Origin of the sequence: Methylobacterium sp. UNC300MFChir4.1 (assembly GCF_900110155.1) — a bacterium.
Taxonomy (GTDB): domain Bacteria; phylum Pseudomonadota; class Alphaproteobacteria; order Rhizobiales; family Beijerinckiaceae; genus Methylobacterium.
In genome coordinates this window covers 1-16,779 of record NZ_FOCS01000028.1, presented here as the reverse complement: position 1 = coordinate 16,779, position 16,779 = coordinate 1, and the positions used below count along the sequence as shown (strand labels likewise).

Sequence of the window (16,779 nt, the reverse complement as noted above, 5' to 3'; positions counted from 1 at the left end):
CGCTGTCTTGGACGAGACTTCTCCGGAGAGGTCACACCCCTCACCCCTGTCCCTCTCCCGCACGGGAGAGGGGACCCGCGCCCGGTCCGGAAGCCGCGGTGCCGTGGTCGATACGTGACTCGGCAAGCCCGCAGAGGGGGAGGGGACCGTCGTCACCCGCCAAATCCCTCCCTCAGCCCGCGACGACACGCGCACCCGGAATCCCCGATGCTGCTCACCCTCGACATCCTGACCACGGCGGCGATCCTGTTCATCGTCGCGATCGGCCTCCTGGCTATCTTCGGCGTGCTCAAGATCATCAACTTCGCCCACGGGGCGTGGCTGACGGTCGGCGCCTACTGCGCGGTGGTGACCGCCCGGCTCGGGCTCAATCCGTGGCTCGCCCTGCCGCTCGCCTTCGTCGTCGGCGCGGCGCTCGGCGGGCTCGCCGAGCACTTCATCATCCGCCCGCTCTACCGGCGGCCGCTGGACGCGATCCTCGCCACCTGGGGGCTCGGCATCGTGGTCGGGCAGCTCATCACCCTGGCCTTCGGCCGGGACGTCCAGCTCACCCCGAACCTCTACGCCGGCACCGTCGCGTTCCTCGGCGTCGACTACTCGGCCTACCGCCTCGTGGCGCTCGGCATCGCGCTGGCGATCGGCACGCTGTTCGCGCTCACCATCGAGCGGACCCGGCTCGGCCTCTCGGCCCGGGCGGTGATCATGAACGAGACCCTGGCGCGCAGCCTCGGCATCGACACGGGGCGCGTGCGCCTCGTCGTGTTCATGCTCGGCGCCGGCTTCGCGGGGCTCGCGGGCGTCCTGCTGACGCCGCTCACCAGCGTCGACCCGAACATGGGCGTCTCCTGGCTGATCGGTGCCTTCATGCTGGTGATGGTCGCCGACGCCTCGTACGTCGCGCTCGCGGCGGCCTGCCTCGTCTTCGGGGCCGCGCAGGTCCTGATCAGCACCTTCGTGAGCCCGATCCTGGGCAGCATCGCCGTCGCGGTGCTCGCCGCCCTCGTGCTGCGGATCAGCCCGAAAGGTTTCTCCCGTGCTTGAGACCCTGCCCGCCACCGAGCCCGCCACCGAGCGCGCCGCCGCGGCGCCCCGCGGACGCCGCCTGTCCCGCGCCGCGCCCATCGTGGTCGCGGGTCTGGCGGCGCTGACCCTCTGGATCGCGCCGCTCGTCCTCGACACCTTCGCGGTCAACGTCCTGACCCGCTCGATGATCTACGCGGTGCTGGCCGTCACGGTGGACCTGCTCTGGGGCTTCGCGGGGATCCTGACCTTCGGCCAGGCGGCGTTTTTCGGCATCGGCGCTTACGCCACCGCGATGATCCTCGCCGCCTACGGGGCGACGCCGCTCGGGATCGCCGCGGCCATCGCGGCGGCGCTCGTCGCGCCGGCCCTGCTCGGCCTCGCGGTCGGCTGGCTGTCCTTCTACCACCGCTCGACCCCGCTCTACGCCTCGGTGATCTCGCTCGTCGTCCCGATCGTCGTCGTGCAGCTCATCTACGCGGGCGGGGAATGGACCGGCTCCAGCAGCGGCCTCGTCGGCTTCGACGTGCTGCCCTTCGAGACCGAGGGCTATTTCCGCCTCGCGGCCCTGTTCCTGATCGCCGTCACGCTGGCGGCCTGGATCCTGGTCCGGGCCGATGCCGGCCGCGCCCTCGTGGCGCTCCGGGACAACGAGGCGCGCTGCGCCTATCTCGGCCTCAACCCGCGGCGCCTGCAGATCCGGCTCACCGCGTCCCTCGCCGCGGTGGCGGGGCTCGCGGGCTTCCTGTTCGCCAACGCCTCGGGCGTGGTCGCGCCCGAGAATGCCGGCTTCCTGTTCGGCACCGAGCTGGTCATCTGGGTGGCGCTCGGCGGCCGCGGCACGCTGCTCGGCCCGGTGCTCGGCACCGTCGCGATCGACTACCTCGCGGCGAATCTCTCGGGCGACCTGCCGTTCCTCTGGCAGCTCCTCCTGGGCTCGGCCTTCGTGGTCATCATCATCCTGCTGCCGGGCGGCCTCGCCGACCTCGTCGGCCGCCTCTGGCGGGCGCTGCCGGTGGGCCGGCGGCAGCCGGCGCCGCCGCGCCTCGTCGCGCGGGCGGCCGGGACCGAGGCGGCCGGGCCGGAGGTGACCGGCACCGAGGCGACCGGGACCCCGATCCTCAAGGTCGAGAACCTCGCCAAGGCCTACGGCGCCCTGACGGTGCTGGAGGGCATCGACCTCGAGATCCGGGCGGGCGAGCTCGTCAGCCTCGTCGGGCCCAACGGCGCCGGCAAGACCACGCTGATGCGCTGCCTCAGCGACGGCACCGAGCCGTTCAAGGGCGCGATCGCCGTCGGCGGCACGCCGATCACCGGGCTGACGCCGAACCGGATCGTCGGCCTCGGCGTCGGGCGCAAGTTCCAGGTGGCGAGCGTGTTCGAGAGCCTGTCGGTGGCCGACTGCCTCCGCCTCGCCCGGGCGTCCCACGACGGCCTGAGCCCGGTCGGGCGGGCCGAGACGCTGGGCCTGCCGCAGCCCGCCCTCGACGTCCTGCGCATGACCGGCCTCGACCGCCAGCTGACGCAGCCGACGCGTCTCCTGTCCCACGGCCAGAAGCAGGCGCTGGAGCTCGCCATGGTGGTGGCGCTGGAGCCGCGGCTGATCCTGCTCGACGAGCCCACCGCGGGCCTGACCAAGGCCGAGCGCACCACCATCGGGACCGTCCTCAAGGCGCTCACCGCCGAGGGCCGGATCGCCGCCGTGCTGGTCGAGCACGACCTCGACTTCGTGCGCGAGATCTCGTCCCGGATCGTGGTGCTGCACCAGGGCCGGCTGGTCCTGGACGGCACGGTCGAGGACGTCGTGGGCTCCGAACTGGTCCGGACCATCTACTCGGGAGGCGCCCATGGGTGAGGCAGCACGGCGGGCAGCACGGCAGATCGCGCCGGCGGGGGCCGCCCTCGCCCTCGACCGGGTGTCGAGCGGCTACGGCGCCGTCGCCATCGTCAAGGACGTGTCCCTGTCGGTCGGGCCGGGGGAGATCGTGGCGCTGCTCGGCAAGAACGGCATGGGCAAGACAACGCTGCTCAAGACCGTCCTGGGGATGGTGGCCCTGCGCGGCGGCGCCATCACGGTCGGGGGCCAAGCGCTCGCCGGCCTCACGCCGGCCAAGCTCAACGCGCTCGGCGTCGGCTACGCGCCGCAGGAGCAGCCCCTGTTCCAGGACCTGTCGATCCGCGACAACCTGCGCCTCGCGGTGCCCTCCGACCGGATGCTGCCGGAGGCGCTGGAGCGGCTGTTCGGCCATTTCCCGTTCCTGAAGGATCGGCTGGCCCAGCGGGCCGGCACCCTCTCGGGCGGCGAGCAGAAAATCCTGATCCTCGGGCGCGCCCTGATGCTGCGCCCGCGCCTCCTGCTGATCGACGAGATCTCCGAGGGCGTGCAGCCCTCCATGGTCGAGCGCCTGCGCGGCGTGCTCCAGGCCGAGCGGGCCGCGGGCGTGTCCATGCTGGTGGTGGAGCAGCACGTCGCCTTCGCGCTGGCGCTCGCCGACCGCTACGCCGTCCTCAAGCTCGGCGAGATCGTCGACAGCGGTCCGGCGCAGGCGCCGGACGCGCGGGCACGCGTCATCGACCATCTGGCGGTGTGAGGTCGGACCGGATCCACCACCGTCATCGCGAGCGCAGCGAAGCGACCCAGGGTCGCGCCACGCTCCCGGACGGGGCGATGCTGGATTGCTTCGCTGCGCTCGCAAAGACGGTGGTGGATTGGGAGCAGGGAGGAGGAAGCCGTAAGCGCATGAGAGAACTCAACACCTTCTCGGTCGCCGCCCGCTGCCCGCGAACCGGCCAGCTCGGCGTCGCGGTGGCGAGCGCCGTCCCGGCGGTGGGCGGCCTGTGCCCGTTCCTCAGGGCCGGGATCGGGGCCGTCACCACCCAGTCCTGGGTGAACCCCTACCTCGCCGCCCGCATCCTCGACGGGCTCGCCGGCGGCCAGGATCCCGACGCCGCGCTGGCGGCGGCCCTCGCCACCGACGACCGGCCGGACCTGCGCCAGCTCGGCCTCGTCGACGGGCAGGGGCGGGCCGCCGCCTGGACCGGCGCCGGCTGCACGCCGGCGGCCGGCCACCGCACCGGGCCCGGCTACGCCGTCCAGGGCAACATGCTCGCCGGGCCGGGCGTGGTCGACGCCATGGTGGCGGCCTTCGAGGGGAGCGCCGCCCAGGATCTCGACGAGCGGCTGATGCGCGCCCTGGAGGCCGGCGACGCGGCCGGCGGCGACCGGCGCGGCAAGCAGTCGGCGGCGCTCAAGATCGTCGCCGCCGAGGATTACCCGCGCCTCGACCTGCGGGTCGACGAGCACGCCGAGCCCGTGGCCGAGCTGCGCCGCGTTCTCCTGGTCGCCCGCCGTCAGCTCGTGCCGTTCGTGGCCGGCATGCCGCGGAAGGACGGCCCGGCCGGCGCCCTGCCGGACGACGTCGTGGCGATGCTGCTCAGGCCCCCCGCCGAGCGGCCGGGCACCGCCGGGGATGCAGCCCCCGACCTCCTGCGCGACGTCGTCGGCCTGCGCCAGGAGCCCCGGCGGGTCGCCCACCTGCTGGCCCAGTTCGCGCCGGTGCTCGCCGAGATCGCGCGGCTCCGCGACCTCGACCTCGCGGACATCCATCCGCCGGTCGTGTTCGATCCGACGCTCCCCTACCGCCGGGTGCCCCATGACGACCGCCGCGACTGACCCCCTCTGGCAAGCCCCGATCACCGAGCTCGCGCGGCGGATCGCGGCGCGGGAGCTGTCGAGCGCCGAGCTCGTCGGCGCCAGCCTCGACCGGATCGCGCGCCTCGACGGCGCCCTGAACAGCATGGTCCACCTCGCGCCCGCGGCCCTCGACGCCGCGCGCGCGGCCGATGCCGAGATCGCCCGGACGGGGCCGCGCGGCCCGCTCCACGGCATCCCGATCGCCGTCAAGGACAACTACACCACCGCCGACATGCCGACCCGGGCCGGCACGGCGGTGGAGGCCCTGACCTTCCCGGCGGCCGACAGCCACGCCGTGGCGCGGCTGCGGGCGGCCGGCGCGGTGATCCTCGGCAAGACGCGGATGCACGAATTCGCCTGGGGCATGGTCACGCCGCCGACCCGCAACCCCTGGGACCCCGACCGGGTGCCCGGCGGCTCCAGCGGCGGCTCGGGCGCGGCGGTCGCGGCCCGCCTCTGCCCGGCCGCGCTCGGCTCGGACACGGGCGGCTCGATCCGGATCCCGGCCGCCCTGTGCGGGATCGTCGGGCTCAAGCCGACCTACGGCCGGGTCGGCCGGTCGGGGATCGTGCCGCATTCCTGGTCCCTCGACCATGCCGGGCCGCTGACCCTGGCGGTGGCCGATGCCGCCCTGATGCTGCAGGCGCTCGCCGGCCCGGATCCCGGCGATCCCGCGGCCAGCGCGGCCCCGGTCCCCGACTACACGGCCGGGCTCGACCGGCCGATCCGGGGCCTGCGGGTCGCGGTGATCCGCAACCACTTCTTCGACGCAATCGACGACGACGTCGCCGCCGCCGTCGAGGCGGCGCTCCGCTTCCTCGAAGACCGGGGCTGCGCGGTGCGCGACGTCGCGGTGCCGTCCCTGCGCCACGGCCTCGGCGCCATCTACGCCATCGAGCTCGCCTCCTCGACCGCCTACCACGACCGCAGCCTCGCCCGGGGCCACGTGGCGGGCTTCGCCGCCGACGTCCGCGACCTCGTGGAGATGGGCCGGCTCGTGACCGGGCCGGACTACCTGCGGGCCGAGCAGGTGCGGGCCCTGATCATGGACGAGATGGCCGCCGTCCTGGCCGAGGCCGACGTGATCGTCGGCCCGGCCTCGCCGCTGACCGCGTGGCGGACGGACGAGTCCGCGGTGACGCTCGGCGGGCGCGCGGAGAGCGTGCTGGCGGCCTCCTGGCGCCTGACCTACCCGTTCAACCTCGCGGGCCTGCCCGCCATCGCGCTGCCCTGCGGCTTCGACCGGCGCGGCCTGCCGATCAGCCTCCAGATCGCCGCCCGGCCCTTCGCCGAGGCCGAGATCCTGCGCGTCGCCCACCAGTACGAGCGGGCGCACGCGTGGTGGTCCCGGGTGCCGCCCCTGGCCGGCTGAAGCGCCGCTCCCGTCCCGAACATCTGAGCGGGACGGGAGCGGTCGATTGTACACAACCAATACCGTGCCGCATCGCGGATATCCGCGTGATCTACCGATCAATGCGCGTGGAACCCTTTTTCCGCCGCTGCCGTTGCTGGCTTCGATTGAAGTCAGGAGGCCAACCATGCGGACCATCATTCTCTCGGGCGCCCTGTTCGCGGCTCTGTGCGGCGCGGCGAGCGCCGAGGAGACCACCGTCATCCGCCGCGACGGGCCCGCCGTCGTCGACCACCGCGACACCGTCGTCGAGAAGCGCGAGGTCACCACCGGCAGCGTCGATTGCGGTTCGAAGACCGTCCACAAGGAGGACGGCATGGGCAACTCCAAGACCGTCCACAAGGAAGGCTGCAACTGATCCTGGGCGGACAGCCGCGCCCTGACGACCCTGGAGATCTCAGCATGACCAACAAGCTTCTTCTGTCGCTGGCGACCGCCGGCCTCCTCGCCCTCCCGGCGGCCGCCCAGGCGCAGGGCACCCTGCGGGGCGCGGCCGAGGGTGCGGCGGTCGGCGCCGACGCGGCCGGCCCGGTCGGCGGCATCGTCGGCGGCGCGGTCGGCGCGGCGACCGGCACGGTCGGCGGCATCCTGGGCGTCGACGACCGCCCGCGGTTCCGCAGCTACGTCCGCGAGCGCGGCGCGCGCTCCTACAGCTGGGGCGGCCCGGTCCGGGTCGGCACCGTGCTGCCGGAGGACAGCGTCACCTACTACGACGTGCCCACCGAGTACCGGGTGCGTCCGGGCTACCGCTACACCATCGTGAACGACCAGCCCGTCCTGGTCGATCGCGGCCACCGCATCGTCGAAGTCATCGACTGAGGGGGGCGGGGCGCCGGTTCGTCCGGCGCCCTCCGGCATCGTGACTCCTCCCGAACCCGCGGTGAAGGATCGGGAGACCTCGCCGTCTTTGCGAGCGCAGCGAAGTAATCCAGGGTCGCGCAGCATCGGCAAGCGTGGCGCCGACTGGATTGCTTCGCTGCGCTCGCAAGGACGGCCGACGCACGGATATCCCTGAGCGTGCGTCAGCCCCGCAGGAGTGCCACCTCGGGCAGATGCAGCGTGATCCGGTACTCGGCGGCGTCGTGGCTGCGCGTCACGGTCGCTTCGAGCTGGCGCAGGGACATCTCCACCAGCATCGTCCCGAAACCTCGTCCGGGCCTCGGCTCCGGGACACGGGCCATCCGCTCGCACCAGTCCAGGACGAGCCCGTCGGCCTGCCGGTCCCAGGTGACCGACAGCGCGCCGTCGTCGGCCCCGAGCGCGCCGTACTTCACCGAGTTCGTCGCCCACTCGTGCAGGATCATCGCCAGCGACGACACGTGCCGCCAGTTGATCGCCACGAGGGGGCCCTCGATCACCGTGGGGACGTGGTCGCGGTACGGGCGCAGGGTCGCGCCGATCAGGCCCGCGAGATCGCTCATGCCCTGGCCGTCGGACGGGTCGGCCAGGGAATGCGCCCGCCCGAGGGCCGAGATGCGGTCGCGCATGTCGGTGGCGAAGACGCCGATCTCCCGGTGCGTGCGGGCGCCCGCCGAGATCATGCCGCCGATGATCGCGAACAGGTTCTTCACCCGGTGGTTCATCTCCCGCAGCATCAGGTCGCGGGTCTCGGCGAGCGCGTATTCGGGCGACACGTCGATGCAGACGCCGACGATCCGCTTCCGGTCGCCGCTCCGGGTCAGGCGCCCGTAACTGCGGATGTGCCGCGGCGCGTGGTCGGCGGCGCGCACGCGGATGCGCGCCTCGAACTCGTTTAGCCCGTGCGCCGCCTCGGACAGCGCCGCCTCGAAGCCGGGACGGTCCTCGGGCAGCACGCTGGCCGCCAGGGACGCGGTGGGGTGCGGGGTGTCGGGAGCGAGGCCGAACATCGTGCCGGCGATGCTGTCGACCACGACGGTCCCGGCATCCGGGCTGTATTCCCAGACGCCGATGCCCCCGGCCTTCACGGCCAGTTCCAGCCGCTCGCGCTCCGCGGCGAGCTGGCGCTCCAGCGACAGCGCCTCGGTGATGTCGGTGAGCACCAGGGTGGCGCCGTCGACGCTGCCGTTCTGCAGGCGGTAGGGCAGCACCCGCAGCGAGAGCGTGCGCTCCCCGTCCCGGGTGGCGACGCGCCGCTGGATCACCGAGCCGCCGGCGCAGACCTCCTGGGCGTCGTGCAGGTACTCGTGCCCGGCGAGCCGGCTCGACACGTCGGCGAGGGGGCGGCCGCGATCGCCCGGCTGCAGCGGGAAGATCGTGGTGGCCGACGTGGTGAAGCTGCGCACCCTCAGCTCGCGGTCGAGCACCACGACGGCGAGGTCGGTGGATTCGAAGAAATTGCGCAGGTCGGCATTGGCGATGGTGAGCTGCTCGACCTTGGTCTTCAGCTCGTCGTTGACCGTGGACAGCTCCTCGTTCGTCGACTGGAGCTCCTCGTTCATCGACATCATTTCTTCGTTGGAGCTCTTCAGCTCCTCGTTCGTCGTCTCCAGTTCCTCGACCGCCGAGCGCAGCTTGTAGCGGGTGCGCAGCAGCTCCTCTTCCAGCGCCTCGACGTGGTCGCCGCCGGCATCCATCTCGATCAGGTCGAGGTCGTCCGCCGCCCGGAAGGCGCCGGTGTCGCGCAGCACCAGGAGCATCGAGCCGTCGGGCAGGGGATCGCAGATCAGCTCCACCGGCTGGACGCCGTATTCCGAGCGGATCTCCACGTCGCGGACGACCACGCGCTTGCGCGCGTCGCGGGTCTGGCGGAGCAGCGGGCCGATGACGTCGCGCAGGCCCGGGCGCGCCAGGGTGATGGCGCTGGTGCCGCCGGTCCGGGTCACCGGGAAGTCGAAGTAGCGGCTCAGGCGCCCGTAGGCGGCGATGATGCCGCCGTCCTCGTTGAGCACCATGCTGGGCGGGGCGTAGCGCTCCATGACGCGGCGCACCGCCACGGTCTCGTCGGCGATCGAGGGCTCGCCGCGCCGCTCCTCGCGCCCGCCGCGCCGGGCCTCGCCCCGGCGGGCGCTCCCGGGCAGGTCGATCGGGTATTGCGGCGCGCCCGGCGGCCGCTCGAACAGGCGGGCGTGCTGGTCGATGACCGGGAACAGGTGCTCGAAGCGGCTGACGCTCTCCGAGGGGCCGAGGAACAGGTAGCCCCCCGGCCGGACCGCGTAGTGGAACAGCGGCACCACCGATTGCTGGAGGCGCTCGTCGAAGTAGATCAGCAGGTTGCGGCAGGACAGGAGGTCGACCCGCGAGAAGGGCGGGTCCTTGACCAGGCTGTGGCTGGAGAAGCGGATCAGGTCGCGGATCTCGGCCGCGACGGTGAAGCGCTCGGCGTGGAGGACGACGTAGCGCTCCCGCAGATGGGCCGGGATGTCGGCGAGCGCGGCGGCCGGGTAGGTCGCCTCCCGGGCGATCTGGAGCATGCGCTCGTCGATGTCGGTGGCGAAGATCTGGACCGCCGGCGGCAGGCCGAGGCGGCGGGCGGCGTCGGCGAACAGCATGGCGATGCTGTAGGCCTCCTCGCCGCTGGAGCAGCCCGGGATCCAGACCCGGATGTCCTCCTCGGGATCGCGGGTGCGCAGCAGGGGCTCCACCACGCGCTCCCGGAGGAGCTCGAACATCTCGGCGTCGCGGAAGAAGCGGGTGACGTTGATCAGGAGGTCGCGGAACAGCGCCTCGCACTCGGTCTTGTCGGCCCGGACGCGGCCGAGATAGGCCCGGCCGGACTCGAGCCCGAGGACGTGCATGCGCCGCTCGACCCGCCGGACCAGGGTGGTCCGCTTGTAGCCGGCGAAGTCGTGGCCCACCGCCGCGCGGATGACCCGGCAGAGGTCGTCGATGTGGTCGGCGACGAGGCGGGACTCGGCGTCGACGGCGTCGGTGCCGCGGCGGCGGAAGAAGGTGGTGAGGCAGTCGACGATCTCGCCCGGCGGCCGCACGAAGTCGACGAGGCTGGTCCCGACCGCCGAGAGCGGCATGCCGTCGTAGCGGGCGGTGTCGGGCTGCTGCACCACGCAGACGCCGCCGTGCTCCTTGATGGCCCGCAGGCCGGTCGTGCCGTCGGCCCCCGTGCCCGACAGGATCACGCAGGCGGCGTTGGCCTGCTGGTCGACCGCGAGCGACAGGAAGAAGTCGTCGATCGGCCGGCGCAGGCCCCGCGGCTGGACGAAGTGGGTGAGTTCGAGGACGCCGTTCTGGATGACGAGGCCGCGCCCGGGCGGGATGATGTAGACCTTGTCGCCCGCGATCCGCTCCCCGCCCTCGCACTGGAGAACCTCCAGCTCGGTCTGCCGGTCGAGGAGCTGCGCCAGCATGCTCTCGTGGTTGGGGTCGAGGTGCTGGACGATGACGAAGGCCATGCCGGTCGGCGGCCGGGCGCGCGCCAGCATCTCCCGCAGGGCCTCGAGCCCGCCCGCCGAGGCACCGATTCCCACGACCGGCCCGGCGAAGGGCGGCGCCGTCACCGTCCCGGCGCCGTCCAGGACCTCCGAGGCCTCGCCTCCGGGGGCGTTAAGGAAATCCTGGTGCATCGAGATCCGCGAGCGTGAGCTTGGCCTGCGCGACCGTGGCGACCGTGTTGGCGATCGTCATCAGCGAGCCCTCGATGACGAGCCCACTCTCCGCAAGCGTCGGGGTCAGCCGGGACAGGGTCCGGCCCAGTTCTGCATCGTAGGCGGAAAGCAACTCAGGTTGCGAGCGGCTGACGTCGAATTGGGATGCGAAAAGAAAGCGCACCTCGCCCGAGAGCGCCTTCAGTTTGGACATGTACAGCAGGTTGACGAAGGGCTTCCCGTCCTTGCGGAAATTCACGATCGGCGTGCGCACCGTGTCCTGACGGTCGTTCTCTAGGAAGGCGTGGATCTTGGCCCGCGCCTCCCGGTTGTCGGCGTCGCGCTGGAGGAGGCGGCAATTGCGCCCGACGACCTCCGCGCCCGTGTAGCCGGTGAGCTGGTGGAACCGCTCGTTCACCAGGAGCAGGACGTTGTCGTCGCCCGCCGCGGCCAGCGCCAGGGCGATGTGGGATTTCTCGAAGAAGGTCGTGAGTTCGGCCGGGATGGTCTGCGTGTCCACGGTAGCTTCCCTGTCGCCTCCGTTCGGCGCGGCCCTGCCGGTCCGCTCCCGGGCCCGCCCGCCCGCCGGGCCCCGTGCCGAGGACGCCCGCGATGGTGCCCGCGAGGACGCCCTCATGGGCGCGCCGCCGCGGTATGGCAATGACGCCCGGGCCGGCGAACCCGTTCCGCGCGGGCCTGCGACGCCGTGTGCCGGAGGCGAACCGCCCGCCCGGGCCTCCGGGCCTCAGCCCTCGCCGCCGATGATGCCGCGGATGCGGGTCGCGAGCGCCTCCAGGGCGAAGGGCTTCGTCATCACCTGCATGCCGGGGCCGAGATGGCCGTGGTTGAGGGCGGCGTTCTCGGCGTAGCCGGTGATGAACAGGACCTTCAGGTCGGGCCGGTGCTGGCGGCCGGCATCGGCCATCTGGCGGCCGTTCATGCCGCCGGGCAGGCCGACATCGGTGATGAGCATGTCGACGCGCACGTCCGACTGGAGGACCTTCAGCCCCGAGGCACCGTCCGCCGCCTCGATCGCCGCGTAGCCGAGATCCTCCAGCACCTCGGTGACCAGCATCCGCACGGTCGGCTCGTCGTCCACAACCAGGACCGTCTCGCCCTGCTCGGCGCGGGGCGCGTGGGCGAGGTCCGGCAGGCACACCTCGGCCTCCGCCTCGCCGAGATGGCGGGGCAGGTAGAGGCAGACCATCGTGCCCTGGCCGACCTCCGAGTAGATCCGGACCTGCCCGCCGGACTGCTTGGCGAAGCCGTAGATCATCGACAGGCCGAGGCCGGTGCCCTCGCCGATCGGCTTGGTGGTGAAGAACGGGTCGAAGGCCTTGGCGACCACGTCGGGGGTCATGCCGGTGCCGTTGTCCGAGACGCAGAGCGTGACGTACTGCCCCGGCTCCAGTTCGCGCTCCTGGGCGGCCCGGTGGTCGAGCCAGCGGTTGGCGGTCTCGATGACGATGCGCCCGCCCGCCGGCATCGCGTCCCGGGCGTTGATGCACAGGTTGAGCAGCGCGTTCTCGAGCTGGCTCGGATCGACCAGCGTCGGCCACAGGCCGCCGGCCCCCACCGACTCGATCGCCACCGCGGGGCCGACCGTGCGGCGCACGAGCTCCATCATGCCCTCGACCAGGCGGTTCGCGTCCGTCGGCTTCGGGTCGAGGGTCTGGCGGCGCGAGAAGGCCAGCAGGCGGTGGGTCAGGGCGGCGGCGCGCTTGGCCGCGCCCTGCGCCGCGCCGATGTAGCGGTCGAGGTCGCCGACCCGCCCCTGCAGCATCCGGGTCTGCATCAATTCCAGCGAGCCGACGATGCCGGCCAGCATGTTGTTGAAGTCGTGGGCGAGCCCGCCGGTGAGCTGGCCGACCGCCTCCATCTTCTGCGACTGGCGCAGGGCCTCCTCGGCGCGCATCAGCTCGGCCGTCCGCTCGGCGACCCGCTGCTCCAGGGTCTCGTTGAGGCTGCGCAGCGCCGCGGCGACGCGATCCCGCTCGGCCTCGACGGCGCGGCGCTCGTCCACGTCGATCAGGACCCCGGGGAAGCTCAGGGGCGTGCCGTCGGGCGCGTGGTCGACGCGGCCGTTGGCCTCCAGCCAGTAGTAGCGCCCGTCCGCCCGGCGGACCCGGTACTGGTGCGCGTAGGCGCCGCCCCGGGCGACGGCCGCGTTGATGGCGGCCGCCAGCCCGGGCTGGTCGTCCGGATGCACGGTCGCGACGATCTGGGCGAGCGGGATGCCGTCCCGGCCCAGCGCCGGGTCGAGGCCGAAGCTGCGGGCGAAGCCCTCGTCGACCGTGAACCGGTCGCTCGGCAGGTCCCAGTGCCACGTGCCGATGATGGCGCCGGCCGCGAGGGCGAGCTGCACGCGCTCGATGTTGGTCCGGGCGAGCGCCTCGCTGGCGCGCAGGGCGTCCTCCGCCTGCCGGCGCGCGGTGATGTCCCGGAACAGCACCGAGACCTGGCGCCGGCTCGCCGGCCCGATCCGGGCCGCCGAGACGTCGATGAAGCGGTCGGCCTGGGCGAAGAAGCGCTCGAACCGGATCGGGACACCGGTGCGGAGCACGCCGCCGTAGAGTTCGAGCCAGGCCTCCGCGTCCTCGGCCGACACGAGGTCGCGCAGCGTCCGCCCGACGATGCCGGCGATGCCGGTGTGGCGCTCGTAGCCGGGATTGGCCTCGACGTGGACGTAGTCGCTCAGCGGGCCGTGCGGGCCGTCGAAGAACTCGATGATGCAGAAGCCGTCGTCGATGGCCTCGAACAGCGTCCGGTAGCGCTCCTCGCCGGCGCGCAGGGCGTCGCGGGCCTCGCGCTGCTCGGTGATGTCGCGCGCGACCCCGGAGAACCGCACCGGCCGCCCCGCGGCGTCGCGCTCGATCTCCCCCTGCCGGGCGATCCAGCGGATCTCGCCGGTATCCGGTCGCCGGATCCGGTAGGCGACGTCCCGCGGGGCGTCGCCGCGGCGCCGGCTCGCCGCCGTCGAGACGAGGGCCCGGTCCTCCGGCAGGATCAGCGCCTCGACCAGCTCGGCCGGGTAGGTGTCGCGCTCCGGCAGGCCGTAGAGCCGGCAGAATTGCGGGGTCGGGTGCAGGAGCCCGTCCGCGACCCCCACGGTGAACAGGCCGATCCCGCCCGCCTCCTGCGCCCGCAGCAGGCGCGCCTCGGCCTCCCGGAGGGCGAGGCCGGCCCCGAACAGGTCGGCGGGGGGCTGCGGGAGCGTCGGGGCGTCCGCCTCAGCGCCGGTGGCGGCCGCCCGCGCCCGGAGCCCGGCGGCCTCCGCCTCCAGCGCGCGGGCGCGCCGCAGGAGCGCCTCGGTCCCCGTCTCGTCCACGCTCAGCGCCCGTGCGTCGCGATGGACTCCCCCGCCGGCCGCGCGGGGCGGTCGGGGCGGATCGCCAAAATCGGGAGGGCGGGGGATACGGGCACGGGGCTGGCGCTGCGACAGAGGGGCGGGGCGTGGGCGCCTTCTGCCGGAAACGGACCTGGGACGCCACGGGACCGGACCATAACGCGCGGAAACCGCTAAGGCTGCGTCGGCCGGCCCGGCGGGCGACGGGGGCCGCCGGCTACGGCTCGGCGAGGCGGCAGGTGGCGCTGCTCGCGCGGGGCCAGCCGTAGTAGATCGTCTCGGCCTGCACGTCGGCGAGGCTGACGACCTCCGGCACCGAGGCCTGCTGCGTGTCGAGCACCGTCCCGCCGGCCCCCGTGAAGGTGCAGAGCACGGTCACGTTCGTCGCGAGGTCCGGGCCGGTGTTGCGCAGGTTGACCATCGCCCGCTGCGGCTCGTGCGAGTCCGGCGGCGTGTGCAGCCGGGTCTCCCGCAGGACCAGGGCGGCGTCGGCCCGCGCCGGCGGGGCGAACGCGACGATCAGGCCGGCAGCCAGGAAGGCGCCGGCCCACCGCGACGACTGCATCCTGCGCATGGTCGGTCCATCCTCTCCTCGTGCCGGGCCTCGGTGCCGGATCCCGGTACAGGGTCCCGGGCCCGGCACCCGCCTCGATCCAACTTGTAACCCGGGTTCCGGGTTCGGCGTCAGCCGCCGCGCGCCCGACGCGAGGCCGCCCCTGGGACCGGGCCGATCCGCCCTCAGTTGCGCAGCGGCTCGGCGTCGATCTGCATCCGGTAGATCGTCGTCGGGAACTTGACCGTCGAGGCCGCGCCGCCGCTCATCGCCGGCGTGCGGTTCATCTGCGCCGCCGGGATCCACAGGCCGCCCTGCTCGTCGATCCACATCGCGTCGACCCACACGAGCCGCGGGTCCTGCACCAGCGTGCTCACGGTCCCGTCCGGCGCGATCTTGAGGATCCGCAGGCCGTCCGTGTCGCTCGCGTAGATGGTGCCGCCCGCGTCGATGGCGGTGCCGCCCGTCGCCACCGTGGCGGCGTGGAGCTTCACGTGCTTGGCGCGCTCGTCGTCGCTCACGGACGCGTCGTCGAGGTACCGGGTCTCGATGCTGTAGAGCGGCCCGGTGCACGCTTGGTAGTAGAAGGTCTTGCCGTCCGGCGAGACTTCCAGCTGGTCGGCGTGGATGAAGAGCAGCTTGTCCTTGTCGTCCCGGAGCACGCGGCCCTGGCCGGTCAGCGGGCGCTGCGCGATCGTCGACCAGTGTCCGTCGAGCACCCGCCGGAGGCCGCCGGTCTCGCGGTCGAGGACGATCAGACCGGGCTGGCCGGCATCCGTCAGGTAGATGTGGCCGCCGTTGAACCGGAAATCGTCGATGAAGCTCTTCTCGGTGGTCGCCGCCTGCAGCGGGTAGACCCTGCGCACGGCGTTCGTGGCAAGGTCGATCTGCACGAGCTTCGGGCCGCCCGGCAGCGGCGCCGCGCCCATGCCGGGCGCGCCCTTGTCGACCACCCAGAGGTCCCCGTCCGGGCCGATCCGGATGGCGTTGACCGCCACGAAGGCCTTGGCCGGGTCGTCGCCCGTCTTCCAGGCGTTCCAGGCCGCGTCGGGGTACGGGACCGCCTTGCCGTCCCGCCACTCGCCGAGCTCGATCCCCTTGTCCTGGCTCTGCCGCTGGAACGGCGAGAACAGCCGGCCGTCCGCGGACCGGGTGATGCCGTTGAAGACGAGGTCGTTCGACTCCACCATCGGCTTCAGGGCGTCGGACCCCGCCGGCGCCTCGGCGGCGCGGCCGGGCGCGCCGAGGCCGGCGGCCAGCAGGAGGGCGAGGAGCGTGGCGCGCATGGTGGGTTCCCGGTCCGGCGGTGAGGCGTCTCGCCCGGTAAGCCCGCGGGGCGCGCGGTGTTCCGGTCCGGTCCCATCGGCCGCAGTCGTGAGGCCGGCGCGGGTCCGGCGCGGGTCCGTTCCGGGGACGCCTGCGACGCTTCGCCGGGGCTGGATCCGGCCGAGAACAGAACATATAGTGAACACAGGGTGAGCGCCGCGCGGGGCGGCCGAGGAGGAGCGAGGGATGGCCAAGTACCGGTTCCACTGCACCAACGGCCTCGAATGCGTGTTCGACGCCCGCGGCACCGAGGTCCGCGCGACGGCGCGCCTCGTCGACCGCGCCCGCAAGGTCGCCTCCGACGTGCGGCGCTCGCTGGCCAACCGCACCGACTGGGCCGAGTGGCGGGTGAGCGTGCACGACCTCTCGGGCCGGCGGGTCCTGGTGCAGCCCTTCGTGCAGCCCTTCGAGAAGGCGTCGGGTCGCGCCAGGGCGGCCTGAATGGCGACGCCGATCAGGACGGTCGCGCAGGGGTCCGGTGCCGCGGCCGCGGAGCCGGATCAGACGATCCGCCCCCTGAGCCTGTCCGAGTTCATCGGTCAGCGGGCGGCGCGGGCGAACATGCAGGTGTTCATCGAGGCGGCGAGGAAGACCGGGCAGGCGCTCGACCACGTGCTGTTCGTCGGGCCGCCGGGCCTGGGCAAGACCACGCTGGCGCAGATCGTGGCGCGCGAACTCGGCGTGAACTTCCGCTCGACCTCCGGGCCGGTGATCGCCAAGGCCGGGGATCTGGCCGCCCAGCTCACCAACCTGGAGGAGCGCGACGTCCTGTTCATCGACGAGATCCACCGGCTCAACCCGGCGGTCGAGGAGATCCTCTACCCGGCCATGGAGGATTACCAGCTCGACCTGATCATCGGCGAGGGCCCGGCGGCGCGCTCGGTCAAGATCGAGCTGCCGAAGTTCACG

Annotated in this window: 14 protein-coding genes; 9 read left to right on the top strand and 5 right to left on the bottom strand. The window is 73.1% G+C overall.

The annotated features are described in order from the left end of the window. The first annotated feature begins 207 nt into the window (after nucleotides 1-207). From BMY19_RS25940 to BMY19_RS25910, 7 genes are all read left to right on the top strand, one after another. A complete protein-coding gene (locus BMY19_RS25940) occupies nucleotides 208-1,041 on the top strand; it encodes a branched-chain amino acid ABC transporter permease (protein ID WP_100253381.1) in 834 nt (277 codons plus the stop codon). Next, nucleotides 1,034-2,875 carry a branched-chain amino acid ABC transporter ATP-binding protein/permease gene (locus BMY19_RS25935; RefSeq protein WP_100253380.1) on the top strand — a complete coding sequence of 614 codons (1,842 nt, stop codon included), beginning with the start codon at nucleotides 1,034-1,036 and terminating at the stop codon, nucleotides 2,873-2,875. The genes BMY19_RS25940 and BMY19_RS25935 overlap by 8 nt, the downstream gene beginning before the upstream one ends. Next, nucleotides 2,868-3,611, top strand: a complete 744-nt coding sequence (locus tag BMY19_RS25930; protein WP_100253379.1) for an ABC transporter ATP-binding protein — start codon at nucleotides 2,868-2,870, stop codon at nucleotides 3,609-3,611. Before BMY19_RS25935 ends, BMY19_RS25930 begins: the two co-directional genes overlap by 8 nt. A gap of 149 nt (nucleotides 3,612-3,760) precedes the next feature. Then, nucleotides 3,761-4,693, top strand: coding sequence for a DUF1028 domain-containing protein (locus tag BMY19_RS25925; RefSeq protein ID WP_100253378.1), 933 nt, complete (start codon nucleotides 3,761-3,763; stop codon nucleotides 4,691-4,693). After that, the gene (locus tag BMY19_RS25920; protein ID WP_100253377.1) at nucleotides 4,674-6,086 is read left to right on the top strand and encodes an amidase; all 1,413 of its coding nucleotides are present in this window, start codon (nucleotides 4,674-4,676) and stop codon (nucleotides 6,084-6,086) included. The genes BMY19_RS25925 and BMY19_RS25920 overlap by 20 nt, the downstream gene beginning before the upstream one ends. A gap of 166 nt (nucleotides 6,087-6,252) precedes the next feature. Then, nucleotides 6,253-6,483 carry a hypothetical protein gene (locus tag BMY19_RS25915; protein WP_020096055.1) on the top strand — a complete coding sequence of 77 codons (231 nt, stop codon included), beginning with the start codon at nucleotides 6,253-6,255 and terminating at the stop codon, nucleotides 6,481-6,483. Nucleotides 6,484-6,527: 44 nt separating this feature from the next. Beyond that, complete coding sequence (locus BMY19_RS25910; protein ID WP_020096054.1) at nucleotides 6,528-6,944, top strand: DUF1236 domain-containing protein; 417 nt, start codon at nucleotides 6,528-6,530, stop codon at nucleotides 6,942-6,944. A gap of 203 nt (nucleotides 6,945-7,147) precedes the next feature. Here the strand turns inward: BMY19_RS25910 and BMY19_RS25905 are convergent, their stop codons facing one another. The 5 genes from BMY19_RS25905 to BMY19_RS25885 all read right to left on the bottom strand — a co-directional run bounded on the left by BMY19_RS25905 (nucleotide 7,148) and on the right by BMY19_RS25885 (nucleotide 15,830). Then, entirely contained in the window at nucleotides 7,148-10,624 is a 3,477-nt protein-coding gene (locus BMY19_RS25905; protein ID WP_100253376.1) for a CheR family methyltransferase, read from the bottom strand. After that, nucleotides 10,605-11,165, bottom strand: a complete 561-nt coding sequence (locus tag BMY19_RS25900; protein WP_042672945.1) for a PAS domain-containing protein — start codon at nucleotides 11,163-11,165, stop codon at nucleotides 10,605-10,607. The genes BMY19_RS25905 and BMY19_RS25900 overlap by 20 nt, the downstream gene beginning before the upstream one ends. A 225-nt stretch (nucleotides 11,166-11,390) precedes the next feature. Further along, on the bottom strand, nucleotides 11,391-13,973 hold the full coding sequence (locus BMY19_RS25895; RefSeq protein ID WP_100253375.1) for a PAS domain-containing protein: 2,583 nt from the start codon (nucleotides 13,971-13,973) through the stop codon (nucleotides 11,391-11,393). A 235-nt stretch (nucleotides 13,974-14,208) separates the two neighbouring features. Next, on the bottom strand, nucleotides 14,209-14,565 hold the full coding sequence (locus tag BMY19_RS25890; protein WP_091981479.1) for a hypothetical protein: 357 nt from the start codon (nucleotides 14,563-14,565) through the stop codon (nucleotides 14,209-14,211). A gap of 164 nt (nucleotides 14,566-14,729) precedes the next feature. After that, nucleotides 14,730-15,830 (bottom strand): SMP-30/gluconolactonase/LRE family protein, encoded by a 1,101-nt coding sequence (locus BMY19_RS25885; protein WP_100253374.1) that lies wholly within the window; start codon nucleotides 15,828-15,830, stop codon nucleotides 14,730-14,732. 226 nt (nucleotides 15,831-16,056) lie between these two features. Here BMY19_RS25885 and BMY19_RS25880 point away from each other — a divergent pair, with 226 nt between their 5' ends. Together BMY19_RS25880 and BMY19_RS25875 are read left to right on the top strand one after the other, a co-directional pair. Continuing rightward, nucleotides 16,057-16,311: a DUF6894 family protein gene (locus BMY19_RS25880; RefSeq protein ID WP_020096048.1), complete on the top strand. Its 255-nt coding sequence runs from the start codon at nucleotides 16,057-16,059 to the stop codon at nucleotides 16,309-16,311. Continuing rightward, on the top strand, nucleotides 16,312-16,779 hold a 468-nt coding region (locus BMY19_RS25875; protein WP_139215700.1), incomplete at its 3' end, for an AAA family ATPase.